Genomic DNA, 25945 nt, shown 5'->3' with positions numbered 1-25945 from the left:
ACAAAGAACAGCATGAATTACGATCCTGGAGCATTCTTTTCCGAAACCGACTGGTGAGGGGAAGACGGTGAATAGCCGTTATCAGGAATGAGAGATTGGCATGTCGTATGTCAATAATTAGGGTGGTACCGCGATATATTCGTCCCTGCTGAATGATTTCAGCAGGGACTTTTTGTTTTGATAAGCTAAATAATGGACAAGCGATGAATGGATTGCAGTAGTGCATGTTCTCCCTGAGACAGAGAGCTGACGGATGGTGCGAGTCAGTACAAAGAACTGCATGAATTACGATCCTGGAGCTTTTTTCTTCGAACCAATGGTGAGGGGAAAACGGTGAATAGCCGTTATCAGGAATGAGAGATTGGCATATCCATATGTCAATAATTAGGGTGGTACCGCGATGATTTCGTCCCTGCTGAATAAGTTCAGCAGGGATTTTTTATTTCCTGAAAATCCTTAAAGGAGGTGGTTGTCCATGGATGATGACTATTACTATACAAAACTAATCCTAATAAGAATTGATATAGAAAGAGGAGAAAAAAATGAGTCAAAATGGTTTGCGGAAAGAGCTTTTACCTAGGCATGTTCAGTTTTTGGCGTTAGCAGGTATGATCGGTACCGGTATTTTCAAAGGGAGTGGAGAAACATTGGGGATTGCCGGGCCTGGTGTGATTGTTTCCTACTTGCTTGGCGGCGCATTATTGCTGATTGTCATGGTTGCTTTGGCTGAAATGGCAGTTGTGTATCCGAATCACAATGTACAGCATTTGGTTCATAAGGCATTTGGATTTCATATATCCTTCATCGTTGGCTGGCTGTACTGGATCAACTGGACGCTTGTCACGGTTGTGGAGATCTTGGCTGCAGGTTCGTTTTTACAATTTTGGTTTACAGATACACCACTTTGGTTGTTAAGCGCCATTTGTGCAGCACTTATTATCGGCATCAATAGTCTGCAAGTGAAATTTTACGGAGAAATGGAATTCTGGTTCGCTAGTATTAAAATCATTGCGCTCGTATTATTTATCCTGTTAGGCGGGGCGGTTCTGCTGGGTTTGACTGATTTTGCCCCTGCCACACCGACCCAGCATCTGTTCGGGCATGGCGGATTCTTCCCGAATGGCATACAGGGTGTATTCGCTGCCTGCTTAATCGTCATGTTCTCGTTCGGAGGATCTGAACTCATCGGGGTAGCGATTTCTGAAACAAAAGATGTGAAAAAGGTTTTGCCTAAAGTAATCAAGGGCGTCGTATGGCGTGTATTGCTGTTTTACATTTTACCTATTACAATCATAGCTGGACTCATTCCTTGGAATGAAGTTGCCGGAACGGAAAGTCCGTTCATCCAAGTGATGGACGCTATCGGTATTCCAGGGGTTGCTCATGTAATGAATTTCATTTTACTCACTGCCGTATTGTCTGCTGCAAATTCAGGAATGTTTGCTACCTCGAGAACAATGTTTTCATTAGCTGAAAAAGGAGAGGCACCAAAGCTTTTGGCGAAAACATCTAAAGCAGGTTCACCAATAAATGCGATCTTCTTGAACGCTGTTTTATCATTGATTGGTGCTGGATTAGCATATTTTGCACCCGAAAGTATCATTGGAACGATGATGACGATCCCTGGATTTACTATGTTGCTGCTTTGGATTGGAATTTGTGCAGCGCAGCTAAAGCTGCGTCCTGCTTATGCAGAAATGCCACACTTCCAAATGAAACTGTTCCCGACGACGACGATTGTTGGGCTGGCAGGTCTTGTCACCATTTTGATCGGGTCATCGTTCAGCAAAGGTATTTCCGTTGGGACTGTAGTTTGCTTTACTGCTTTATCAGTTTTGATAGTACTTGCTTTTATTTTGGGGCGGAATAAAAAAGAAGAGGAAACAGAAATAAGAAATATCCAATAATATTGCCGTCTGGAAGAGTCACATCAACTGTGGCTCTTTTTTTGGATTACTTTACTCACTTTTGCCTATCAGGATACAAGAAACTTCACTCTTCTCCAAATAGTCTAAAAAGTAGTGAAAAAGCCTTGATTAAAGAATGCCATTAACTGTATCATTGATAATGAGAACCAGTATCAATTGTGAAGGTTACATAGAATTATAACAAACGAGTTATCGAGTATTTGCACTAATAGCAATATCCAAAAAAGGGGAGAAATAAAAAGTGGTCAAAAAACATAAATCGTTTTTTAAAGCGGCAATTTTTGCGGTACTGTTCTTATTGGTTTTGTCTGCGTGTTCCAATTCATCGAACACAGAAGAGAATTCAAAAGGCAGTGGTTCATCGGGAGAGTCATCTTCTGAGGGGTATCCAATCACGATTGAGCATGCATTCGGAGAAACAGTTTTAGATTCCAAGCCTGAGCGTGTAGCAACGATCCAATGGGGCAATCAAGATGTTGCGCTTGCACTTGGTGTCGTGCCGGTTGGGTTCTCGGCGGCGAACTTCGGTGTTCAGGATGACAGCGGTTTGCTGCCATGGACCGCTGAAAAATTGGAGGAGTTAGGTGAAGACAATCCAAATGTATTCCAGGATACAGACGGACTTGATTTTGAGGCTATTGCTGATTCACAGCCTGATGTCATTCTTGCAGCTTATTCAGGTATAACAGAAGAAGACTATAACACGCTTAGTGAAATCGCACCTGTTGTAGCTTATCCAACATCCCCGTGGACAACTTCTTGGCGTGATCAAGTTACCATGAACGCAAAAGGGATGGGAATGGAACAAGAAGGGGAACAGCTGATAGAGGATACCGAGAATTTGATAGCAGAAAAAGTGGACGAGCATCCAGAAATCAAAGGAAAGAAAGTCGCTTGGGTCAATTTCTCGGCAAATGATCTATCTGAATTCCATCTGTATACACCGGCTGATTCCCGTGTTGCTTTCTTGGAAGAGATGGGGATGGAATTCCCGGAAAGTATTTCTGACTTAATTGAAGATGATGCTGCCTATTCTCTGAACTTAAGTGCAGAAAATGCAGATGTCCTTAATGACGTAGACTTGATCATCGGGTATGGCGATGACAGCACATATGAAGCGGTTAAGAATGATTCAAGATTGGGTCAGATTAAAGCTATCCAAAATGGAGCTGTCGTATTTATCGCTAATAATTCTGATTTGGCCGCAGCTGGTACTCCTAATCCGCTTGCGATTGAGTATACGATTGATAATTATGTAACACAGATTGAGGAAGCATTAAGTAACAATGAACAGTAATGTAACAACAAAAAGACCAGTGGGGCATAAACGAAGCTACTACGCAGGCATCATGCTCGTTTTCTTCCTTTTACTGAGCATCAGTATCGTGGCTTCCCTGGTTTTTGGATCAAGGTCTGTAACGTTGGAGGACTTAATGGCTGGATTGTTGGCGTCCAGCTCTGATTCCTATACGGCAGCTGTCGTTCATGAAAGGATTCCGCGTACGCTATTCAGTTTATTATGCGGAGGAGCACTGGGGGTTTCCGGTGCTCTTATGCAAGCTGTAACGCGAAATCCGCTAGCTGATCCCAGTATATTGGGAGTCAACACAGGTGCTTCCTTGTTTGTGGTTATTGGAATAGCATATTTTAATATCAGCGCGGCTGGTCACTATATTTGGCTTTCGATTTTGGGAGCGGTTCTAACGGCAATCATCGTATACGGAATTGGGTCAATGGGGCGTACTGGTAATACGCCTCTTAAGCTTGTACTGGCAGGGGCGGCTACAAGTGCTATCTTATCTTCCTTGATCAGTGCCATCATGCTGCCGCGCTCTTTTGTCATGGATCAGTTCAGGTTTTGGCAGGTCGGCAGTGTCGGTGCTGCAAACTGGGATTACATTTTGATCTTTTTACCATTCTTGGCGGCTGGAATATTGCTGGCCATTATATTGGCACCATCGCTAAATGCTTTACTGCTGGGAGATGAGATTGCAACCGGTCAAGGCGTTCGAACAGGCTTGCTGACATTTACTGCTGCTTTCACTGGAGTCATCCTGTGCGGAGCTGTTACAGCATTGGCTGGTCCGATCGGATTCATCGGTCTGCTGGCGACACATCTGATGCGGCTCATTTTTGGCCCTGATTTACGTTTCATCATCCCAATGTCAGCTATTTCGGGTGCTGCCATATTGACTATAGCCGATGTACTTGGCAGATTGATAGGCAGCCCTGGTGAAGTGGAAGCCGGCATCATCACAGCTTTCATTGGTGCTCCGGTATTGATAATACTCGCAACCAGACTGAAGGTGAAAGCGCTATGAATACGACTTCCGCCATTAGAGTGATTAAACAAGGCAGACAGCGCCGTTTCAGAAAATGGCTGGCAATCAACGGACTGCTGGCCCTGCTTGCTACCGGCCTCTGTATTGCCATGCTTTTACTGGGAAATACAATTTATCCTATCTCTGAAGTGTTTCAAGTGTTGATGGGGGAGAGAGTCCCGGGAGCATATTTTGCTGTCAACACGATAAGGCTTCCAAGGATGGCAGCAGGTGTTTTTGCCGGTTTGGCTTTTGGGATGGCAGGCCATATCTTCCAAACAATGCTGCGCAACCCCCTTGCCAATCCAGACGTACTAGGTATCACGACAGGTTCCAGTGCGGCAGCTTTGTTCAGTATACTTATTTTTCAAACGAGCAATACGGCTGTTTCGTTAGCATCGGTAATAGCGGGACTTGTTACCGTTTTACTTATTTATATATTGTCATCCGGCAGCCATTTTTCAATCGGAAGGCTTATCTTGATTGGGATAGGTTTTCAAGCAGCGCTTAGCGCCGTGATCTCCTATTTGCTGATGATCGGCAGTCAAGAAGATATGCCAGCAGCGCTGCGGTGGCTGAGCGGAAGCCTAAATGGCGCTAAAATGGAAACTTTATTACCGCTTATCTGTACAGTGCTGATTTGCGCACCGCTGCTTCTTGTTTTGGGAAAGCATTTAGACATACTCGAATTAGGGGAAGAATCGGCTTTATCCCTTGGGTTGAGCACCAATAAGATAAGATTGATTCTTATACTAAGTGCTGTATTCATGATCGCTTTTGCAACTGCAACCACCGGCCCGATCGCATTTGTCGCATTCCTCTCGGGTCCGATCGCAAAGAGATTGGTAGGGACTGGTTATTCAAATGTGCTGACAGCAGGTCTTGTAGGCATCAATTTGGTGCTCGGTGCAGACTTGATCGGTCAATTCGCCTTCGAAGTCAGATATCCAGTCGGCATCATAACAGGATTGGTTGGCGCGCCTTATCTGCTTTATTTACTTATACGGATGAATCGAAAGGGATATATATGATGAAATCAACTCACAATCTTCAAGCAGAGCAAATTGTTGCCGGTTATGATAATAAGAAAATCCTTCACGGAATCGATGCTGGTATTCCAAACAACCAGATCAACGTCATTATTGGTCCTAATGCCTGTGGTAAATCTACCTTGCTCAAAACAATGGCAAGACTGATCAAGCCGATATCAGGGGAGGTCATTCTGGATGGAAAAGCAATCCACAAGATGCCTCCAAAGAAACTGGCTAAAGTATTAGGGGTGCTGCCGCAGTCCCCGATCGCTCCTGATGGAATATCAGTGGCTGATTTGGTTGGCAGAGGCAGATTCCCGCATCAATCCTTGCTGAGTGGTTGGTCAGAAAAGGACTACGAAGCGGTCGAAGAAGCAATGGATATGATGGGGATTACTGAACTTGCCAATAGGCATCTGGATGAATTATCAGGAGGACAGAGGCAGCGAGTCTGGATTGCAATGGCATTGGCTCAGCAGACGGATATATTGTTCCTTGATGAGCCAACAACATTTTTGGATATCACGTATCAAATAGAGATCCTGGACTTACTGACAGATCTTAATAAAAAATATGGCACGACGATTGTCATGGTTCTTCATGACATCAATCTTGCTGCTCGCTATGCAGATTATATCTTTGCACTTCGCAAAGGGGAGCTGATTGCGGAAGGACAGCCATCTGACATCATCACGGATGAGTTGATCAAGGAAATATTCGAGCTAAACTGTACGGTCATTCAAGATCCAGTCTCCAATACTCCAATGATAGTACCAAGGGGACGTCACCACGTTTATGACAATAAAATACTTGTATCTAATCACGAATAAATCAAAGGAGCAAAGCAATTGCGTTGCTCCTATTTTATTCGCGATAAAATACTAGTCACTTTGCTTCTTATACACAAACGGTGTCATTCCGATGGATTCACGAAACTTGGCAATAAAATAACTGCTGCTATTGAATCCTACTTGATAAGCCACTTCTGTGACATTGGAACTTGGGTCTTGGAGCAAGGACAGGCTTCTATTTATACGATATTCCATTACATAGTTCATAGGTGACTGTTTGACTATGCGTTTAAAATAACGGCAGCATTCAGCACGGCTAAGCTGCCCGGCTTTCGCAATATCAGCCAAATTGATTTTTTCATCGAAATGCAAATGGATCCAATTGAGCATGTGTTTCATCCGCTGACTTCTTACCATTTCTGATTCGCTGTATTCCAGCTGCATGCCATTCATGATCAAGTTTTGCCATATAAGATTAAGGTGATTTACTACGACTATCTCATAAAATGGATTCTTTTGCTCGATCAGTTGATGAATTTTCAATATTGCTTTAAGGATATTTCTCTCCCATTCTTCCTTCTTTCCTATATGCAAGTGCGTCAAATTAGTCGCTTGAATATATGGGCTTACATACTTTGTGTGCAGTTCCTTTGAGAGAAAAGTGTAAGGAGAAGCGTTTAAACATATATAAATGCAGCCTGAATTGTTATAGTCATCAGCTTTATGCAAACAGCCGCTATTGATAAAAATACCTTCGCCTTTGTTGACCATCACTTTCTCTTCATTGATTTGAAATACAGCACTCCCATTCAGAATCTGTACAAACTGGACCTCATTATGCCAATGCAGCGGAATATGCCCGTGTATATTTTCCTTGATTGTTGTTTCGTAGCATGCCACAGGTAATTCAACTGTTCTATGCTGTGTTAATTCTTCTAAATCCTGATTGATTAAGAATTCTTTAATTTGCATCTCTTACCTCAATATACTTATATTTTATATACGATTTTAGTATCAAATAGATGTATCTTTCTTTATCATGATACTCTTGTAACAGAGTAGGGGGCGTTTTAAAGTGAAAAATAATCAACTGGTCGGTACTGCTTTAGTACTGATTGGGGCAATCTTTTGGGGAGTTTCAGGAACGGTGGCTCAATTTTTGTTTCAAACAAAAGGTTTTAGTACGGAGTGGCTTACAGTAGTAAGATTACTGGCAGCTGGAATTGTCTTATTGACAATTGCTTTTATGAAAGAGGGCCGAAAAGTATGGGGTATTTGGAAAAATAAGCATGAAGCTATCAGTCTCATTCTTTTTGGGATTCTGGGAATGCTTGCTGTCCAATATACATACTTTGCCGCAATTGAATACGGAAATGCAGCGACAGCCACCATACTCCAATATTTGGCGCCAGCAATCATTACTTGTTATTTGGCTGTAAGGTCAAGGCGTTTGCCATCATTCACAATTGTTCTATCTGTTGTCATTGCGATTATAGGTACTTTTCTTCTTGTGACAGGAGGTAATATACAATCTCTTTCTATTTCAGGCTGGGCCGTTTTCTGGGGTGTTGCTTCGGCTTTTGCTTTAAGTTTTTATACGTTACAACCTCTAAAGCTGCTTGCTAGCTGGGGTGCTAGAATAGTAGTAGGATGGGGTATGCTGATCGGCGGTGTCAGTTTCAGTTTCATCCATCCACCATGGCAAGTACAAGGGGAATGGTCCTTATCCTCCATTGCAGCCGTTATGTTTGTCATCATCTTTGGTACCATCATTGCTTTTTATTTTTATCTGGAAAGCACAAAATATATTGCAGCTTCCAAGGTGAGTATTTTAGCATCTGTCGAACCATTATCTGCAACTTTTCTTTCCATACTATGGTTCCATATTCCATTTGGGTTGGCAGAGTGGATTGGCACGATATTAATTCTAGGTACGATAACCATCCTGTCCATCGCAAAAGATTCAAGGGAGTAACCTGTATGTGTGGAACCTGACTTCATAGTCCGTGTATCTCACGAAATCGATTCGGAATTTAAACTGACGTTCTTTTAATCCTGAGTAATGAGAAGAAATAGTACAGAATTGATATATTAGCGAAAAAGGTGCTATGAAAAATGCTACTCCATAACCGAGTAGCATTTTTTTATTAGTTAGGTCCGACTACGGCATGCGGAACATAAGGTTCTTCAAGGAAGGCAATTTCTTCATCTGTCAGCTTTACGGATAAGGAACCTACGGCATCATCCAGATGAGAAATTTTCGTAGCTCCTATGATGGGAGATGTAACTGTTTCTTTCGCTAGCAGCCAGGCTAGTGCAATATGGATACGTGGTACTCCATGTTTATCTGCAATTTCGGCTACCCGTTCGACAACCAAGCGGTCGGCATCAGCGGTTTTATCATATTTGGACTTTTGAATTTGATCCGTCTTGGAACGCAGAGTCGTTTCGGACCAATCACGTGTCAATCTTCCAGAAGCAAGGGGACTGTATGGAGTCACACCGATTTTTTCTTCTTTACAAAGAGGGAGCATTTCCCGCTCCTCTTCGCGGTAGATGAGATTATAATGGTTCTGCATCGATACAAAACGTGTCCAGTTATGTTTTTCTGCTACATGCAATGCTTTTTGGAACTGCCAAGCGTACATGGCAGAGGCCCCGATATATCTAGCTTTTCCGGCTTTCACCACATCGTGCAATGCTTCCATCGTCTCTTCGATCGGGGTGTCATAATCCCAGCGATGGATGATATAGAGGTCAATATAATCTGTTCCGAGTCTCTTAAGGCTTTTATCAATCTCACTCATGATGGCTTTGCGAGATAGACCTGCACCATTTGGACCTTCATGCATACGGCCGTGAATTTTTGTCGCCAGTACTATTTCATCCCGATTGGCATAGTCTTTCAAAGCGCGTCCGAGGAATTCTTCACTGGTCCCCATTGAATACACATTTGCCGTATCGAAGAAATTGATTCCGAGATCCAGTGCTTTTTTTATGATGGAACGACTTTGCTCTTCATTAAGCACCCATTGGTGTATCCATCTTTCTGCCTCACCAAAACTCATACAGCCAAGACTGAATCTGGACACATCCAAACCTGTATTCCCTAGTTTTGTATATTCCATTTATATGGTCCTCCCCTTAGCAAAGTTGCTTATGTAACCTCTTTCATTATGTCACAAACTTTTGATTAACCATAAACACAATCATATCAAGTTTTTGCCTAATCCTCTCAAAGCACTTTTTAACTAATAAATTTTGTTTAATAGAACTGCATATTTAATTCCCTTCCTAAATAGTGATATATGGCAGGAAATTAAATCTACTTCCTTGATGTGGGATTGATTATTGAAAATGAAGGAGCTGTATAATGAAAAAAACACTGTATTTAATGAGACATGGACAAACATTATTCAACAAAAGAAAAAAAGTTCAAGGCTGGTGTGATTCACCACTGACAGCGTTAGGTATCAAACAAGCCAAAGCTGCCGCCAATTATTTCAAGGAACATAATATTGTGTTTGACCAAGCCTTTAGCTCTACTTCGGAAAGAGCGAGTGACACATTGGAAATTGTGACTGAAATGCCATACACGAGATTGAAAGGATTAAAAGAATGGAATTTCGGTACTTTTGAAGGAGAAAGTGAAGACTTGAATCCCCCACTTCCTTATGGTGATTTCTTTGTTAAATACGGTGGTGAAGATCAGGAAGAATTTCAAGAAAGAATGGCAGCTACGTGCAAAAATATCATGGAAGGAGATAATGGAGTCGTCTTAGCTGTATCTCATGGCGCAGCTTGTAGAAACTTTATGAGGTACTGGGAGCATACAAGTTCCATCGAACAGCAAGAACGCATTGGAAATTGCTGCATCCTGAAATTTGAATATGAGAACAAAAAATTTAAGCTGGTTGATATCGTTAATCATGATTTCTAAGCTAATGAAATTGGCTGAACTTCGGTAAAGCTATTGAAGCATAGCTATATCAAAAAATGGTTATCTGACTGAATATCTTTAAATTTACCTGAAACAGTAATAATGTTTGCAATGTCTCTTTCCTTTGCTACTGTATCCAAGTATTTAAGGATATCTTCATCATAATTGAATGTATAAACAGTTTTAACGAGTTCAGCAATACCAAAAGATATATAACCAGTACCAGCTCCAAGATCTAAAACATGGTCATCTTTCTTGATAGGTAAGAACTCTTATCTGCAGGAAATCTCTTGCCGTTTCCTAAGTTGTTATTTTCTTTTGTAATTTGGGATTCATATGAATTGCCCCTTTGATTGAAGATTTAATGACTCTTCAATGACTATAATGGATATTCTTCTCTTTTTGTATATAGTAATTCTTTACGATTATCGTATTTGTATATTTCATCATCATTCTTGTCGGCTAGAAAGACGTATCCTAAGTCCCACCCATTTTTACAATTTTAGTTTAAATCCCTCACTATATTTCACCATAAAAATGCATGCCAAAAGTTATGTGTTACTCTAACTTTTGGCGTGCAGTCCTGATATCATTGATCTTCTACTTTTAATTGGGTATTAAATAATTGACTGTCATTGATGAGCAGGCAACTTACAAGTAAGCTTCCTTCGGATCAGATGAAAGTTCTTCTATGGTAAGAAAATCAAAACGCACAGACTGATCTTTTCCTTGAGGGCTGCATGCAAATAATCCAGCAGAAATGGGAGCGTCATCGGGAATGTCCAAATGTGCTATGCGCATTTGCATCCATTCTTCGCCATCCCAGGAAAAATCAATATAACAATTAGAAGCAATTCTGGATATCCGGAAGTATAAGTCAATCTCTTTATCCTTTACATACTGTGTTGACCAATCGGAGTACCCTTGATTTGTGACTACTGCGCCCAATTTGCTTAAACTAGTTGTTATATATTCTAAGGATGTTTTTACCCAGGTATTCTTTGAATGGCGAATCATCAAACCTGCATGGTCATACTTTGAATTTGGCAATGCTTTAACCTTTGTGGTCATCCTAAAGTTCTTATCTGTTTTTGTATAAAGAAAATGCCCATTGTCATTTTCAAAGCCATAATGTGTTTTTTGCCAGAAATCTGTTTCCGGATCGGTTTCTAAAACTAACTTGGAATTAGCTGTGTCAATAAACCATTTCTTGGGTTCATGACGCCATTGGAGTAAGCTATTTAATTCTTTACTTTCAAATTTCTCTTCTAAAAGCACTGGTTTCGCCACTTGGATCCCTCCAATTTCTGCAATCTATAGTATTTCATTACCATTATACTTTTCCTGTCCCTACCTAAGAATAGGGCAATATACTTCTTTAAACTTACCTGTCCATTTACCTCGTCTCAATCATTTTTTAAGTAATCCTATACAATGCGGTGAATTGAATTTTGAAATTGTTTTCTAGGGTTCCATAGCTTAGGTTGGTCTGGTCCGAGAGAAAACTCACAGTATTCACAGTGTCACGGAAGGAAAAAAGCTTGGGAGAAACTGTTTTACAGTTACTCCCAGGCTTTTTATCATGGAGAAACTAAAATCCGGAGGTGGAAAAATTGAACAAACATTGGTTTATAGTTAAAGTAGCGGCAGTTTTTGAAGTGTTATTGGGTTAAAACATGCAAATTGCCCGTTGGAATGTATTGGAACAATAATAGCGATCGTGATTAGCTTTTATTTGATGATAAGAGCTGGCGCTATGTACCAGTTGGGACGGTGTTTGTCGGGTTGGGAACAGCGGGTACTTTTTTCTCGGAAATTATCTTTTTTGAGCAGCCATTCGTCCTTAAAGTTCTTGTTGGAGCTCTATTACTTGCAGGGTAATTGGTCTGAAACTGGTTACAAAAGATAAAGAAGCAGAGGGGGAAGAACAGTAATGACGTGGACATTTTTAATTTTGGCTGGATTGTTTGAAATGTTAGGTCATCAGAAGGTATTCTTACTGATTCTAGGATTTGGAGCTAGCTTTCTTTGTCTTTTTATTGCGATGGCAAGCTTGCCTATGGGCACAGCCTATGCCGTTTGGACGGGATTGGAGCATCAAGGGCGGCAATAATTGGGATGTTATTCTTTATTGTATCTAAGGATTGGAAAAGAATATTGTTTATTGCTATGGTTTTAGGAGCAGCTGTGGGATTGAAATTGGTCTCATAAAAATCCCCCCTAATTTGAAGTGCATCTCAGGGGGGTTCATAAGTAATATCATTTGTGCAGTCAGGGGAGCTTATGGCAGGAAACTACTAAATATGTTTGCGTTAATTTTTCTATTTTTAGATTTCCCCGGGTACCTGCAATTTCTTAAGAGAGCACATTTATACGCATGCAGTTCTCATTTGCGGATCAAAACGGCGTCAATGATCCCATAATCCTTCGCCTCCGTAGCACTCATAAAATAATCACGATCGGTATCAGCTGCTACTTTTTCGATTGGCTGTCCGGTAAAATCCGCTATCATTTGGTTGATATGCTGCCTTTGTTTAATAATCCTTTTGGCAGTGATCTCAATATCGGCTGCCTGACCTCTGGCTCCTCCAAGCGGCTGATGAATCATAATTTCACTATTTGGCAGAGCATATCTTTTTCCCGGCGTTCCGGCAAGAAGCAGCATTGCACCAAAAGAAGCAGCCATGCCTGTGCAAATCGTCTGTACATCAGGTTTTATATACTGCATTGTATCTAGAATTGAAAAACCTGCTGATATCGAACCTCCCGGGCTATTGATGTATAGCGAAATATCCTTATCCGGGTCGTCTGCAGCCAGGAATAACAGCTGCGCCACAATTGCATTGGCCATGCTATCGTTAATTTCTTCACTCACCATAATGATTCGATCTTTTAACAGTCTTGAATAGATGTCATAGGACCGTTCGCCCATATTCGATTGCTCCACTACATAAGGTATTGCAGTCATTGTTAACATTCTCCTTTCATTCTTCTTAATTAGAACGAAATTAAAATGTTATAAGATACGGGCAAAAAAATAACTGCAGCCTTAGGCTGCAGCCATATAAACATTTGAGTTTGTCTGAAGGGAAGATTTTGAAGTATGAAGCATATTAGGTAGAAAGCGAATAAGCTCTGCGGGATCGTCCCTGTTTAGTGTGACTTCCACAAGCTCCAATATTTCCTCCTGCTGCAAGTTTTCCCAAGAGCTCCGGACGAGTGGGTGCATAGTGTCGTTTGAAATATTCATGCGTCCCCTGTGTAGAAGCGCTTTAACAGCCGAATCGTTTATACCGAGTAACTCTGCAATTTCTGTGGATTGAAAATGAAAAGCTTCCTTTAAGACAAAAACGACCAGTTGCTTTGGAGTAAGTTTTCGCAGATGATCCATTTGCTGCTCTGTGTCTTTCTTATCCGCTGTCGCTAAGTCATGGATCTCAGATACAAGCTCTTCTTTCTTCTGTTTTCGTATCCGGTCTATCCAGGCGTGATAAGCAATCTTCTTCAACAGGCTGACTGGTGGAGGAAAGGTGTCTTCCTTATATTTTGTCAGTGTTTTTAAAACTGCCTCTTGTGTTATTTCTTCGCTATCCCATTTATTCTTCGTAAGATATAGACAGTAATGTGACAGCTTATCCATTGTCTCCTCTATTTGTGACTGACGATCAACTTGCTTAGGCTGCTCCATTTTTTCACCCCTTTATTGTTGATACGTTCTTCGATTATGAAAAGGTATGGGTGTTCATTATTTTTACAATACCATTTCACTTCTTTATATCAAAGCAGATCGTAAACTTAAAGAACGCACTTGTAGATGGATCGAGTTATTGCTGTACTGAATGGTCCGAGAATTGTCTCCGTCTTAAGGCGGAGACAATTCCATTCCGCAGATCGTTTTCTGTGTATTTCCGCCCGGTTATACTAAAGGTAACAAATGGAAAGAAGGTCGGAGAAATGGTAGAAGAAGCAATGGTAAGCAAATGGCAGCTGTTTCGCAATCGTAATTTTAGGCTGGTATTTATCAGTATGTTATTTTCTGCGCCTGGTTATTATGTTTACTTAATGGGTGCGGAATGGCTAATGCTGTCCATCACTGAAAATCGGTTTTATTTTGGGATGCTCTTTTTTGCAGCTTCGGTTCCAAGGCTATTATTTATTATTATTGGCGGCATGACAGCTGACCGCATATCGAAAAAATTAATTTTACTTACATCAGACGCCTCCAGGGCAGTATTGGTGGGTATTGTCATCGGACTTTTGTTAATGGATATGCTGCAGCCTTGGCACCTGTTGGTTCTGTCTGCGTTGTTCGGTGTTTCGGATGCTTTTTCTTATCCGGCGGCAGGGTCGCTATTGCCAGAAGTACTTAAACCAGACAACTTGCAGCAAGGTAATGCGATGGTTCAAATGACGAATATGGTCAGTCCTATTGTAGGACCGGCTATAGGCGGAAGTCTGATTGTGTTGGGTGGATTTCCTGCAGTATTTACACTCGCTATTGTCATGTTATGTGCAGCAACTTTGTCTATTTCCTTGCTGCGGACAATTTCAACGCAGAAGGAAACAACTGAGATAAAACAATCACCACTGGAAGATGTGAAAGCAGGTTTCAACTATGTAAAACATAATCCTTTGATTCGGACCATAATGATAGTGAGCTTCTTCATCAACTTTTTCCTGACTGGTCCGGTTTCTTTATCGGTCGCATTGCTGGCAAAGGATGTCTTTCAAACGAATGCGTTAGGTTTGACGATCTTAGAAGGTGCATTAGGGATTGGATCTCTTGCTGCAGCGCTTAGCCTGGTGCTGGTCAAAAATTTAAGGAATCCAGGACATACAGTAATATTCAGTTTGATCGCAATGAGTGCATTCTTTATTTTGTACGGAGCAGCAATTCATTTTTGGACCTCGGCAGCAGCGATTCTTGCTATTGGTATCTGTCTTCAATTAACCAATATACCAATCTCGACTATGCTGCAGCAGACAACAGATCGACGGATGATCGGCAGGGTGATGAGTATCATGGCTCTTGCTTCGACCGGCCTTATTCCAGTGTCCTATATGGTTACGTCGGCATTGCTGGGAATGGGTGTCAGTATCCAGGTTCTTTGTATTACTGGAGGAATATTAGTCATGTTTACTGGAATTTTGTGCCTTCGAAATAAACAACTTACTACATTTAACAGTTATAATAAGGAAAAGCATCAAGAAATGGTATAAGCAGGTGGGATAAGATGAAACGAATGTGGAGTAATTTATTTGCTATCGCAATTATTGTGATCGGTTTAGTTCTAGTATTGTCGAACATAGGCGTGATTGAATGGAATTACAGCGAAAGCTGGCATTATCTGTATCCAGTATTCATTGTATTACTCGGATTGAAAGCCTTAATAGATTTTTTCCGAGGAGACGGAGGATTTTGGTTTGGCATATTCTGTCTTCTGTTCGGCGGATTGCTTGTCCTTGACCGCTTTGAAATACTGACTTTTGAATTCTCGGATGTGTTTAAGCTTTGGCCGCTGCTTATCATATTTATGGGAGTCAGTTTGTTACGTTTTGGCAAAAAGGGTAAAAAGCGCAAAGCTGCTGTGAACATAGAATGGAATGACAGTCGTCAAAAGGAAAAGTACACGAAAGAATACAAAAAGTATCAAAATTATGCAGTGGGTGAACATCGTTTTGATAGTGAAGGGTGGACAGTGGAACCCACTCAAGTGAAGAATGCTGTAGGAGAGTATTATGTGGACTTTACGAAAGCTTTCATTCCAAATGAGGAAATACCTTTTCATTTAAAGGGATGGGCCGGGGAAGTACGAATTATCCTCCCTGATAACCTAGAGTTCCGTTTGGAAGCATTGATTAAGGCGGGAGAGATAAATGTCTTTGGAGAAACTTCCGAGGGTATCAACCGCAGGATGTATTATGAAACACCAGGATATGCAGATGCGACCCGAAAGCTCGATATCTACATCGACTATAAGGCAGGTCAAATACGAGTGGATCGGATTTGAGGTGACATAGATGTTAAAAAAACTTAATAGTATCCGATACTCGTATATCAAAACTAATGTACGCACGTTGTTCCTAAACGCAATTCTTCTCCTTGGTATTCTGCTGTCTGTCCATGTTTTACTTGAACCGATATGGCTGAGTGTACAAGCGATTTTCACTTTTTTGCTGATATATATTATTCTTCATCTTATTACATCCATTTTTGTTGGCTTTCAAGATAGCAAAGAAATAAAGGATCGCATGGATTATTTGTCATTGTTTATTACGATGGTTGCCAATGGAAACTATAAAGCGAAGATTGTGGACAACAGCAACGATGAAATAGCTCGAATAGGTAAAGATTTGAATGAGTTGACAGATAAAATGAATGCGCAAGTAAAATCGCTTCAGCGTATGGCGGATGAGAAGGCAGAACTTGCAGAAGGATCCAGTAGAGCAGCTGCAATGGAAGAACGTCAACGCCTGGCTAGGGATTTACATGATGCGGTCAGCCAGCAATTATTTGCATTGACAATGATGTCGAAAGCTGGCGTAAAGATGTTTGACAAGAAACCAGAAGCTGCCAGAGACAAGATCGTAGAAGTTTCGCAAATAGCACAACAGGCGCAGACCGAGATGCGGGCACTGCTGCTGCATTTGCGACCTGTACATCTTTCAGGAGAGTCCCTTGGCAGCGGAGTCGAAAAGCTGATTGAAGAGTTGAAATCTCGCACGCAACTTGTATTTAACGTACATATTGAAGAAACGAAACAATTATCTAGATCGGTGGAAGAGCATCTGTTTCGTATTATACAAGAAGCTCTTTCAAATACATTGCGCCATGCTGAAGCAAGTGAAGTAACGATTGAATTGTTTACAAGAGGCATGGATGTAGCAGTTAACATACAGGACAACGGCAAAGGCTTCGATACAAAAGTTGTACAGCAGAGAAAAACATCACTTGGATTAAAAACCATGCAGGAACGCTGTGAAGAATTGGGCGGGACGTTCACAGTGCGGGCCAGTGCGGGCATTGGTACGCAAATTGGTCTTCGAATACCGACAAAGTAAGGGGTTTGGCTTAATGATACGGATTGCAGTGATAGATGATCACGATATTGTAAGGAAAGGGCTGATAGCCTACTTGGAAACAGAAGATGAGTTTGACATCGTCGGTCAAGCCAGCAGCGGCCGAGAAGGCATTCGATTAGTTCTGCAGGAAAATCCAGATGTCGTACTCATGGATTTGATCATGGACGATGGCAATGGGATAGAAGCGACCAAGGAAATCATGGCGACGGGTTCAGCTGCTAAAATTATCATTCTAACAAGCTTCTACGATGACGAACAAGTTTTCCCGGCTTTGGAGGCAGGAGCATTCAGCTACATGCTGAAAACATCAACAGCGGAACAAATTGCTGAAGCTATTAGAAAAGCTGCCATTGGGGAGACAGTTATGGAGGCTGCCGTAGCTGCAAAAGTAATGAACAGCTTTCGACAGAAAAAACAGCTGCCCCATGATCAATTGACAGAAAGAGAATTTGAGGTGCTCTGTTGTATCGGCCAGGGAATGACGAATCAGGAAATTGCGGATAAACTGTTTATCGGGATTAAAACCGTTAAAACACATGTCAGCAATATATTGGCAAAGCTGCGGGTGAATGATCGGACCCAAGCTGCGGTATATGTGCATCAAAACAAGCTGCTGAAGTCTTGAATGGAAGGGTTCCGTTGAAGCTCTTTTTTCGTTAACTCTTTATCCATGTTCTGGGACTTTGAAATGTGCAGAGCGACTAAAACTTGTTGGTTGATTGGATTAAATCTATCGATACAAAATAGAATATGGTCGATAACCTATAAGAGGGGATATAGAAAACAAAAATGAGCCGCAAAAAGTGAATTGGGTTTTCTGATATATTGATTGGTTAAAGACCAGAGATATTGCATAAAAGAGGTACAGGATGAGAAAAGAATACCCGAGGTTTGATTTATTTAATATAATGGATAATAATGCTATATGACAGTCTAAACCTCTGTGAGCATTGTAATTCTAGAATTCTTTCCAAGGAGGCAGATCATGGAACACGAAATTTTTTCTGTTTTCTTAGGCGTTGTGTTCATCGTGCTGGCTTATTTGGTAAATGTAAAAAAGATGGTCAGCATTCTGAGAGGGTATAATCAGCAGCGAATCCGGGACAAACAAAAATTTATTGATCTTGTCAGCCCGTTTTATTTAATTAGCGGAACCATCTTGATTTTAGTGCCTTTTATTTTCCCGTCGGAATGGAGTATAGTTGCCATGCAATTAGTCATCTTGGCTAATTTGATTCTGTTGATCTATGTGAATGTAAAGCTTGTAGATAAGTAAAATAGCTCCTACTTTCTAAACCCACTGCAAGTTATTTTGGTTTGAAGTTTCATATAATTATACATCAGCTTTGCATGTCGACCTTCTTGTGTATGCGGATTGATTAGTGGACGAAGTCGCTTCATAAATGCTTGATCACATTCACAGCGATTTCCACTTCTTCTATAGCAGATATCATGCTGCTTACATGCAGCATCAACTCTATTGACGGGAGCACCTGGCCCGCTGCAGCCCGGTCCGCACCAGTTATAGCCTGGGAAAATACAAAACCGCGGCATATTATCCCTCCTTCTAGTTCAAAAAGTACTCATAGTCCAAACTATTCACAATCCATTCATCGCGTATATGCTGTTATCATGTCAGAATGACCATTTTTACTGTTAGGAGAAGTTTGCACGATTTATCAATAACGGGATGTTTTCAAAACATAAAAATGGTCAGTGGCTTGTGCCTCTGACCGTTCGTTCTTTATAAGCTTTCTTTTACCGGGGAGAAATTTGAATCTTCCCGTTTGCTTCAGTAGCATGCAGAGAGAAACTTTGAAACGCTTCGCCATCATCTCATCTTCTTTAATCGAAGCAATCTAAATTTCGTATTCTGGACTTTAACGCAACGAGAAAACAGAAACTTCCTAAGAAACTCCTCACTTACTTGCCATCTGTACTCGGGAAAGCAGGGGGCGATCATTCTCCCACAATACGCTTACCGGAATACCGAAGAATTCGGAAAGACGGTCACTTGATATCATACGATTCGTGTCTCCAGATGCGAACACTTTTCCTTCCTTGAGCAGTAGTGTTTTATCGAAAATAGGTAAAATTTCTTCGATATGATGGGTAACAAAGATGATAGTGGGGGCATCTGGTTTATTGCTGATTCTTTCAATGGATTCAAGCAATGCTTCGCGCGCCAAGAAGTCCAGTCCATTGGCAGGCTCGTCCAGTATAAGCAGCGGCGGATCGGCCATCAGTGCACGTGCAATCAATACTCGCTGCTTTTCTCCGAGCGACAGCGTCTCATAGTGGCGGTTCGCGTACTCAAAACAGCCAAGATCATAAAGCAGTTGTGCAGCCCTTTCCCTTATTTCATCTGTAGGGGTCTCATAAAGACCGATGGAAGCATAAGCACCGCTGAGTACGACTTCGAATGCATTATCACTTGAATCGATCTTTTGCTGTAAGGATGAAGAGACATAACCGATTTGAATCCGCAGTTTTTCAGCTAAATATGTACGGCCGAATTCCATACCTAAAACACTCATGGTCCCTGTTGTTGGGAAGGCGTAGGCATTCAATAGATTCAGCAATGAAGTTTTGCCGGAGCCATTCAATCCAAATAATATCCAATTCTGTCCTTTTTCCACTTGCCAATTCAGGTCTTGTAAAATCCAGTTCCCGTCTCTTTTTAAAGACACATTTTTTAATTCAGCTATCATTTCCATCACCCTCCAATATTTCGTTTTCCTATGAAGATAATTTAATCAGACGTACGAATTATTTTCAAAACACTCCAACAATTCCTATCGGAAGGAGACGCGAATAATCCTAAAAAGAATATGTCTGCAATTCTACCACATCACTTTCCCTGACTTGGATGATTGCAAGATTTATCATCGTTGCCATAAACGGATCCAGTTTTTGTTTAGCCAGCTGCTGAACGGCCGTAAATTGAGTTTGACTCAGATAATTGGCTATCGTGATGTGTGGAATCCAATTATCCGGAGTAAAGAACGGGGCAGCCGAATGCAGGGTGTTTATCTCTCGGTGCAGTTCGGTTAATGGACCATTCAAATTCGGGATAAGCAGAAATGCATCGCTCTTCATAAAACTTCCGAACAGGTGGAAGCTCAATGGAAGAGGCTCATACTGAGCTGAAATTTGTTGCAGACCATGTAATAGAACAGGCTCGACTTCAGTGATGGAAGCAAAAGTGAGATGAGGCCTGTGTCCTTTCCGTCGAAAAGGGTAATCGGTGATTTCTTTCTCTTGCAGCTCTGTCCATAATGCCGCGATCATTCTTTCGGTATGCTCATCAAAAAATCCTGCTACAGCGTACAATCATATCCCTCCAAGAACTGACTTATATATTCCAAATAAAGCTTTACGATATTGATATCACTGACGCTGCTCAGCGTTCTGCTGCCCACTACATCTTCTATCTCATTGAAGAGGAAGCTTCCGTTCTCATCGAAAAGAAAATCGATGCCGACAAAGCCGAAATGATAATGATCGATGATACGTTGAACGAGTTTAAGTTCCTCTGTATTTAAAGAATAAAGTGTTGCATTGCCGCCCAGTGAATAATTAGCTCGAAAATCCTGCTCGCTGCTGCGCAGGACAGCTGCAATGACTTTCTTGCCAATCACAAAAACACGCACATCTTTACCTGAAGTTGGAGCCAGCTTCTGCATAACGATCGGGTGATCGGTGTACAGTTTTTGTAACTCCTGATACTGCGTTTCTGTTTCCACCAAGTGCACATCCTTGCCACCGCGGCCATGTGCTGATTTCCATACAAACGGGAATGCAAGCGGCGGCAAGGAAAGGGGTGTGTGCGTCTGAAAATACATGTCCACCATTGGGATATCCAGTTTGGCTAGTTCCATATGTGTCTTGATCTTATCGTTTGCCAATGAACTAGTTTCAGCGTTATTAAAACAAGCAACGCCAGCCTGTTCCAGCTGCGCGGTTAACATAGGATCGATTGTTCTTACAATGGCAAAGTCAGGTATGGCGTTTTCTTTCGTTTGCAGGTATACTTGTCCGTTTTGAAGAGTCACTTGCAACTCATCTGTGTAGGTGAGCTGCAAGTCTATCGACAGACGATTACTTTCTTCCAAGAACCAATCGATGAAAGCAGCATTGCGCTTCGCATCCGCTCGATTATAAATCAGCCAGCCTTTCATGACAGCACCTCTTTTATATAGGAGATGATGGATACAGAAACATCCACACCGGTGCAGTCATAGATAGAGCGGATATGCGCATTCGAATTCACTTCACATACAAGCGGTTCTCCTTTTGGCCCGAATAAAAGATCTACTCCTGCAAAATCGGTTTCAACGGCTGCAGCAGCTTCAATAGCCAGTTCGGACTCCTTTACGGTCGGGGTATACTGCTGCATATGGCCTCCGCGCGACACATTCGCTCGAAAATCAGTTTCCGAGGTGCGAATCATGGAGGCGACGACTTTGCCGCCGACAACGTTTATCCGAATATCCCTGCCGTGGCTTGACTGGATATATTCCTGCAGGACGAATGGTTCGGTTCCTATTTCGGTGATTTTCCGATGCAATTGTTCTTTATTATGTACCAGATACACTTGTTCGCCGAATGATCCGAAAGCTTCCTTGACGATCATGGGGAAACCAAGCTCCGATATTGCAGGGTCAAACGTCTCCAATTGAATCGGAAGTGTGCCTGGGAATATTTTCGGTGCGATTATCGTCTTGGGTATCCTGATACCTGCTTCTGATAGAGCTTGGTACATAAGGATCTTATTGTCACAGACAGCAATCGATTTGCTGGAATTAAAAAGTGGAACTCCCATTGCTTCAAGCTGCTGGGCAAGCGGGATATCTTTGTCGCTGAATACGACAAAGTCAGGCAGTTCCTTTTCTTTAATCAGGATGCTGCTGTCAGTTCCAACCATTGCAAGCAGCGCATTATTTTTAGTGATTTTCATTTCCATTCCTTTGGCATGGGCGGCGCGCTGAATCCATTCAGCGAAATCGAGGAATTTCTTGCCGCCAAGATGGCCGTTATAAATGACCCAGCCAAGTTTCGGTGTAGCCATAACTAAATTTCCTTTCTTTGGGTGATGCGCAACAAAAGAAGAAATTATTTCTATAGTGGCAGCACAAACTAGTTTGATATAATTATCAATTATACATGGAAGGAGATGCTTTATGTTTGCAAACCTAGCACAAGCAGAAGCTTTTTTGGCAAACCGCAGACATCTTGGCATCAAGCCGGGACTGTATCGGGTGCAGCAGCTGCTACAAGCATCAGGAAACCCCGAACGTCGGATGAAAAGCATACATATAGCCGGGACGAATGGAAAAGGATCGACATCCACCTATCTTGCCCAGGCATTGACATATAACGGTTGGAAAACAGGCAGTTTTATTTCTCCTACTCCCGGCGGGTTTTTGGAAAGCATCCAAGTGGATGGAAAATGGATAACGGAAGAGGAGTTCACAGCTGCATGCAACCGGCTTTTGCCAATTATAGAAGAGATGGACAGAGCTGAAGATTATCCGAGCGAATTCGAAATTCATGTTTGTATTGCATATTGCCATCTTGCCGAGCAAGCTGATATCTGTGTTATTGAAGCTGGCATGGGCGGGCGTGGTGATGCCACCAATGTCCTTCAGCCTATCCTAAGTATTATTACCAATATCGGACTCGACCACCAGCGCTTTTTAGGAGATACGATTTCCGCTATTGCAGAAGAAAAGGCAGGCATAATCAAGCCAGGGGCCCCGGTGATCAGCGCTGTAACCCAAAGTGAAGCGCGAGCAGTATTGGAACAGCAAGCAAAAGCAGCAGCTGTACAAATTACCTGGGTAGAGGCACAAGACGCTGATCGTTTACAGATCAATCCGAAGATGAAAGGAGCCCATCAAAGGTTAAATGCAGCAGTTGCAGCAGAAGCTTGCCATGCGCTGCAGGAATTGGGTATTTCACTCGATAACAAAAAAGTGAAGGAAGCAATCAGCCAGGCTCAGCTTCCGGGTAGGTTCGAGCTGGTGGAAGAAGAACCAAAAATCATCCTGGATGGAGCTCATAATGCAGAAGGGATGGCAACATTCATCCAAACTGTTAAAGAAAACTACCCGGATACGAAAATACATTTTTTATTCAGTGCATTCCAGGACAAGCCTTTTGAACAAATGATCCGGCAGCTGAGTGAGTTAACGACAAATATATCCCTGACAACTTTCGAGCATGCGAGAGCCATCGACATGGAGAGTTTGGTGAAGGTCTCTCCCACAGTGAATATCGTTCCTGATTGGCAGGAATGGGTTGAGCATTTATACCGGCTTGACCAATACGATACGGTCTATTTTGTTACAGGCTCCCTGCATTTCATCTACCAAGTCAGAAAGTATATTGTGGGAAATAGAAAACTATGGTAGTTTAAATTATCTGAATCTTTATTTGTACGCTGTTAGGAAGGAAGAAGCTAGATGGTGAACAGCAGCGAGAAACGATGGATATGGGCAGCTTGGGCTATCATTTGGCCGGCTTCCTTATATATCATCTATCAACAAACGAATCTGGATGATCTGAAATGGCTTGACCTCGGTGCTTTCACCGCACTGGCAATCATTGTGGCGCTCTTTCCGATCATGGTCAACCAGATACCTGTCTTTTTCCTGAATGGTATCACGCTTGTCATCTATCTGAATTTCGGTTTATTTGTGGAGTTAATCATCACTACAGTAAGTGTTACCATCGTATTGCTGCAAGTCCGGATGACAAGGGAAGGTTTGTTTCGCATCCCTTTGAATTATTTGATGTTCTTACTGATGAGTGTCTCAGCAGCTGGAATATACAGTTTGTTCGACCTTCCTGGAAATGCTGCTCAAGCTTTGGAGACCCCGATGCATATTGTTGGCATCCTCGCATACTCATTGACACTTTTTTTGATGAACCACCTTTTGATTACATTGACGAGAAGGTATATTTATGGCAAGCGGGATAAGATTTTCGAGCGAAGCTTTTTCTGGGAATTCATGACGACCTTTTACATCCTCCCGGCTGCGCTCCTTTTGCATTTGCTTTATCATAAAATCGGTCCTATCGCAGTTGTATTCATCGGTTTTTCGATTGCAAGTACTTCTTATATATTGCGTCTCTATTATAGGAGCCGCAGTATGAATGAACATCTTCGCCTTGTCAGTGAGATAGGGCATGATTTGACTGCTCGGCTGAACGTAAAAGAAACATTGGATCTTTTCATGGAGCGGATTGTCTCGCTTGTTCCGGTCGACCAAGCCTATTTGTATGACGTTACTAATAGGAAGGATCTTAAGCTGATTCGGCTTTATGATCCGAAAGAACGTTCCTTTTACCAGCAAGGAGATAGAAAGAAAAAAGAAGAAGGTATCGCCGGATCTGTTTGGATGAGCGGGACTGGTGTCCGTTACGGAAAACGGAAGCAGTGGATAGGTAAATGGAAAGAAACAGCCCCCTCTCACAGTGAAAGTCTCATGTGCTTGCCCATAGAACGGGACAATCAGATAATCGGCATCCTTGTCCTTCTTTCCGAGCAGCGGAATATATATGAAAAATACCAATTCATGCTGGTCGACTTACTGGCAAACTTCATGGCTGTAAGCTTGTTGAATGCATACCACTATGAGCAAACGAAACAGATCAGTGAGCGGTGTCCTTTGACAGGCTTATATAACTATCGTTACTTTGAAAATGCACTCAACGAGCTTTTCCAAGACATAACGCCAGAGCATACAGTATCATTAATCATGATAGATTTGGACCATTTCAAACAGGTGAATGACATGTATGGACATGAAGCAGGGAATGATGTCCTGCGGGAAGTAGCTGAGAGATTGCGCGAGACAGTGGGTGAGGCAGCAATACTGGCTCGTTATGGAGGAGAAGAATTTGCGGTCATCCTACCCCGCCATGGATCCTCTCAAGCTGAAGAAATAGCAGAAGCTATCTGGAAAAGTATCACTGCACATCCATTTGAAACCAAGCATACCTTGGACAGCGGGCAGAATGTAGTACTGGATGTGACAGCAAGCATTGGTGTTGCCTGCTATCCGGAAAATAGTGAAGACGCCCTGGAACTGGTGCGTCATGCCGACCGTGCCATGTATATCGGTGCCAAACAAAAAGGCCGGAACCGCGTGAGTTCCTATAATGAATTAAAACAGACGCCAGAAAACATTCCTTCGTAAAAGGAATGTTTTTTTATTAAAGAAGTTCTTGACGTAATGGAGTAATTAATATATAGTTACTTACGTAAAGTAACTTAATGAAGAAACAATACTGAGGAGGAACGAACATGGCAGTTTTGAAATTGGATAAAGCACACAGCAGTATCTCATTCACGGTAAAACATATGATGGTTTCCAAAGCAAAGGGGAAATTCGAAGACTTCGATGTGCAATTCAGCGGAGATTTGAATGATTTGGATAACTCATCCGTTACAGCAACAATCCAAGCAGCGACAATCAACACAGGTAACGCGGACCGCGACGGCCACCTGCAATCCGGAGACTTTTTCGATGCAGCGAACCATCCTGCCATGACATTCAAAAGCAAATCCGTGAAGAAATTATCCGATGATGAATTCGAAATCACTGGAGACTTCACAATTAAAGACGTAACGAACGAAGAAACATTCAAAGTGGAATACAACGGCACATCCAAAAACCCAATGGACGGCAGCACAATCGCCGGCTTCGAAGTAGAAGGCAAAATCAACCGCGAAGCATACGGCCTGACTTACAACGCAGCACTTGAAACAGGCGGTGTATTGATCGGGAAAGATGTCAAGTTCACTGCTGATTTTGAATTTGTAGTGGAGTGAGAAGCGTAT

Annotated in this window: 26 protein-coding genes, 2 pseudogenes, 1 riboswitch and 1 other annotated feature; of the genes and pseudogenes, 17 read left to right on the top strand and 11 right to left on the bottom strand. The window is 42.0% G+C overall.

The window, feature by feature from the left end; all coding sequences use genetic code 11:
- Window positions 1–194 precede the first annotated feature (194 nt).
- Window positions 195–417 (top strand) — a binding site (T-box leader).
- A 125-nt stretch (window positions 418–542) separates the two neighbouring features.
- From AB1K91_RS14230 to AB1K91_RS14210, 5 genes are all read left to right on the top strand, one after another.
- The gene (locus AB1K91_RS14230) at window positions 543–1907 is read left to right on the top strand and encodes an amino acid permease (RefSeq protein ID WP_413090682.1); all 1365 of its coding nucleotides are present in this window, start codon (window positions 543–545) and stop codon (window positions 1905–1907) included.
- A 262-nt stretch (window positions 1908–2169) separates the two neighbouring features.
- Complete coding sequence (locus AB1K91_RS14225; protein ID WP_413090680.1) at window positions 2170–3225, top strand: iron-siderophore ABC transporter substrate-binding protein; 1056 nt, start codon at window positions 2170–2172, stop codon at window positions 3223–3225.
- Window positions 3215–4249, top strand: a complete 1035-nt coding sequence (locus AB1K91_RS14220; protein WP_413090678.1) for a FecCD family ABC transporter permease — start codon at window positions 3215–3217, stop codon at window positions 4247–4249. Before AB1K91_RS14225 ends, AB1K91_RS14220 begins: the two co-directional genes overlap by 11 nt.
- The gene (locus AB1K91_RS14215) at window positions 4246–5280 is read left to right on the top strand and encodes a FecCD family ABC transporter permease (RefSeq protein WP_413090677.1); all 1035 of its coding nucleotides are present in this window, start codon (window positions 4246–4248) and stop codon (window positions 5278–5280) included. Before AB1K91_RS14220 ends, AB1K91_RS14215 begins: the two co-directional genes overlap by 4 nt.
- Complete coding sequence (locus tag AB1K91_RS14210; protein ID WP_413090692.1) at window positions 5280–6110, top strand: ABC transporter ATP-binding protein; 831 nt, start codon at window positions 5280–5282, stop codon at window positions 6108–6110. The genes AB1K91_RS14215 and AB1K91_RS14210 overlap by 1 nt, the downstream gene beginning before the upstream one ends.
- 51 nt (window positions 6111–6161) lie before the next feature.
- Here the strand turns inward: AB1K91_RS14210 and AB1K91_RS14205 are convergent, their stop codons facing one another.
- Window positions 6162–7043 carry an AraC family transcriptional regulator gene (locus AB1K91_RS14205; RefSeq protein ID WP_413090675.1) on the bottom strand — a complete coding sequence of 294 codons (882 nt, stop codon included), beginning with the start codon at window positions 7041–7043 and terminating at the stop codon, window positions 6162–6164.
- 103 nt (window positions 7044–7146) lie between these two features.
- Between AB1K91_RS14205 and AB1K91_RS14200 the strand changes: the two genes are divergently transcribed.
- A complete protein-coding gene (locus AB1K91_RS14200) occupies window positions 7147–8046 on the top strand; it encodes a DMT family transporter (protein WP_413090674.1) in 900 nt (299 codons plus the stop codon).
- Between the two features lie 172 nt (window positions 8047–8218).
- On the opposite strand, the gene AB1K91_RS14195 is transcribed toward AB1K91_RS14200, so the two are convergent.
- A complete protein-coding gene (locus AB1K91_RS14195) occupies window positions 8219–9199 on the bottom strand; it encodes an aldo/keto reductase (protein WP_413090673.1) in 981 nt (326 codons plus the stop codon).
- Between the two features lie 245 nt (window positions 9200–9444).
- Here AB1K91_RS14195 and AB1K91_RS14190 point away from each other — a divergent pair, with 245 nt between their 5' ends.
- A complete protein-coding gene (locus AB1K91_RS14190) occupies window positions 9445–10011 on the top strand; it encodes a histidine phosphatase family protein (RefSeq protein ID WP_413090672.1) in 567 nt (188 codons plus the stop codon).
- 44 nt (window positions 10012–10055) lie between these two features.
- On the opposite strand, the gene AB1K91_RS14185 is transcribed toward AB1K91_RS14190, so the two are convergent.
- Together AB1K91_RS14185 and AB1K91_RS14180 are read right to left on the bottom strand one after the other, a co-directional pair.
- Window positions 10056–10271: a methyltransferase domain-containing protein gene (locus tag AB1K91_RS14185; RefSeq protein ID WP_413090690.1), complete on the bottom strand. Its 216-nt coding sequence runs from the start codon at window positions 10269–10271 to the stop codon at window positions 10056–10058.
- 391 nt (window positions 10272–10662) lie between these two features.
- Entirely contained in the window at window positions 10663–11301 is a 639-nt protein-coding gene (locus AB1K91_RS14180; protein ID WP_413090670.1) for a DUF1349 domain-containing protein, read from the bottom strand.
- A 163-nt stretch (window positions 11302–11464) separates the two neighbouring features.
- Window positions 11465–11561: riboswitch (guanidine-I (ykkC/yxkD leader) on the top strand.
- Between the two features lie 63 nt (window positions 11562–11624).
- Between AB1K91_RS14180 and AB1K91_RS14175 the strand changes: the two are divergent.
- Window positions 11625–11945 (top strand): annotated as a pseudogene (locus tag AB1K91_RS14175) (DMT family transporter).
- Window positions 11945–12222, top strand: a pseudogene (locus AB1K91_RS14170) (DMT family transporter). The pseudogenes AB1K91_RS14175 and AB1K91_RS14170 overlap by 1 nt, the downstream one beginning before the upstream one ends.
- A gap of 175 nt (window positions 12223–12397) precedes the next feature.
- Here AB1K91_RS14170 and clpP read toward each other — a convergent pair.
- A complete protein-coding gene (gene clpP, locus AB1K91_RS14165) occupies window positions 12398–12979 on the bottom strand; it encodes an ATP-dependent Clp endopeptidase proteolytic subunit ClpP (protein WP_413090668.1) in 582 nt (193 codons plus the stop codon).
- Between the two features lie 81 nt (window positions 12980–13060).
- Window positions 13061–13699, bottom strand: a complete 639-nt coding sequence (locus tag AB1K91_RS14160; RefSeq protein WP_413090667.1) for an RNA polymerase sigma factor — start codon at window positions 13697–13699, stop codon at window positions 13061–13063.
- Window positions 13700–13965: 266 nt separating this feature from the next.
- Between AB1K91_RS14160 and AB1K91_RS14155 the strand changes: the two genes are divergently transcribed.
- The 5 genes from AB1K91_RS14155 (at window position 13966) to AB1K91_RS14135 (ending at window position 18370) form a co-directional block, all read left to right on the top strand.
- Window positions 13966–15231, top strand: coding sequence for an MFS transporter (locus AB1K91_RS14155; protein WP_413090666.1), 1266 nt, complete (start codon window positions 13966–13968; stop codon window positions 15229–15231).
- A gap of 14 nt (window positions 15232–15245) precedes the next feature.
- Window positions 15246–16022 carry a cell wall-active antibiotics response protein LiaF gene (liaF, locus tag AB1K91_RS14150; RefSeq protein WP_413090664.1) on the top strand — a complete coding sequence of 259 codons (777 nt, stop codon included), beginning with the start codon at window positions 15246–15248 and terminating at the stop codon, window positions 16020–16022.
- Between the two features lie 10 nt (window positions 16023–16032).
- On the top strand, window positions 16033–17073 hold the full coding sequence (locus AB1K91_RS14145) for a sensor histidine kinase (RefSeq protein ID WP_413090663.1): 1041 nt from the start codon (window positions 16033–16035) through the stop codon (window positions 17071–17073).
- A 13-nt stretch (window positions 17074–17086) separates the two neighbouring features.
- Window positions 17087–17719 carry a response regulator gene (locus AB1K91_RS14140; RefSeq protein ID WP_413090662.1) on the top strand — a complete coding sequence of 211 codons (633 nt, stop codon included), beginning with the start codon at window positions 17087–17089 and terminating at the stop codon, window positions 17717–17719.
- A gap of 360 nt (window positions 17720–18079) precedes the next feature.
- Window positions 18080–18370, top strand: a complete 291-nt coding sequence (locus AB1K91_RS14135; RefSeq protein ID WP_413090660.1) for a DUF3784 domain-containing protein — start codon at window positions 18080–18082, stop codon at window positions 18368–18370.
- Window positions 18371–18378: 8 nt separating this feature from the next.
- Here the strand turns inward: AB1K91_RS14135 and AB1K91_RS14130 are convergent, their stop codons facing one another.
- From AB1K91_RS14130 to AB1K91_RS14110, 5 genes are all read right to left on the bottom strand, one after another.
- A complete protein-coding gene (locus AB1K91_RS14130; RefSeq protein WP_413090659.1) occupies window positions 18379–18648 on the bottom strand; it encodes a phospholipase in 270 nt (89 codons plus the stop codon).
- 365 nt (window positions 18649–19013) lie between these two features.
- Complete coding sequence (locus AB1K91_RS14125) at window positions 19014–19805, bottom strand: ABC transporter ATP-binding protein (protein WP_413090657.1); 792 nt, start codon at window positions 19803–19805, stop codon at window positions 19014–19016.
- Between the two features lie 109 nt (window positions 19806–19914).
- Window positions 19915–20427 (bottom strand): 2'-5' RNA ligase family protein, encoded by a 513-nt coding sequence (locus tag AB1K91_RS14120; protein WP_413090655.1) that lies wholly within the window; start codon window positions 20425–20427, stop codon window positions 19915–19917.
- Window positions 20415–21275: an ATP-grasp domain-containing protein gene (locus tag AB1K91_RS14115; protein ID WP_413090654.1), complete on the bottom strand. Its 861-nt coding sequence runs from the start codon at window positions 21273–21275 to the stop codon at window positions 20415–20417. Before AB1K91_RS14115 ends, AB1K91_RS14120 begins: the two co-directional genes overlap by 13 nt.
- Window positions 21272–22165, bottom strand: a complete 894-nt coding sequence (locus AB1K91_RS14110; protein WP_413090652.1) for an ATP-grasp domain-containing protein — start codon at window positions 22163–22165, stop codon at window positions 21272–21274. The genes AB1K91_RS14115 and AB1K91_RS14110 overlap by 4 nt, the downstream gene beginning before the upstream one ends.
- Window positions 22166–22277: 112 nt before the next feature.
- Here AB1K91_RS14110 and AB1K91_RS14105 point away from each other — a divergent pair, with 112 nt between their 5' ends.
- The 3 genes from AB1K91_RS14105 (at window position 22278) to AB1K91_RS14095 (ending at window position 25936) form a co-directional block, all read left to right on the top strand.
- The gene (locus tag AB1K91_RS14105) at window positions 22278–23510 is read left to right on the top strand and encodes a bifunctional folylpolyglutamate synthase/dihydrofolate synthase (protein ID WP_413090651.1); all 1233 of its coding nucleotides are present in this window, start codon (window positions 22278–22280) and stop codon (window positions 23508–23510) included.
- A 51-nt stretch (window positions 23511–23561) separates the two neighbouring features.
- Window positions 23562–25301: a sensor domain-containing diguanylate cyclase gene (locus tag AB1K91_RS14100; RefSeq protein ID WP_413090649.1), complete on the top strand. Its 1740-nt coding sequence runs from the start codon at window positions 23562–23564 to the stop codon at window positions 25299–25301.
- Window positions 25302–25408: 107 nt separating this feature from the next.
- Entirely contained in the window at window positions 25409–25936 is a 528-nt protein-coding gene (locus AB1K91_RS14095; protein ID WP_413090648.1) for a YceI family protein, read from the top strand.
- The last annotated feature ends 9 nt before the right edge of the window (window positions 25937–25945 follow it).

It is taken from the genome of Terribacillus jepli, assembly GCF_047228925.1.
Classification (GTDB): Bacteria; Bacillota; Bacilli; order Bacillales; family Amphibacillaceae; genus Terribacillus.
This window is presented reverse-complemented; position numbering and strand designations above follow the sequence as displayed.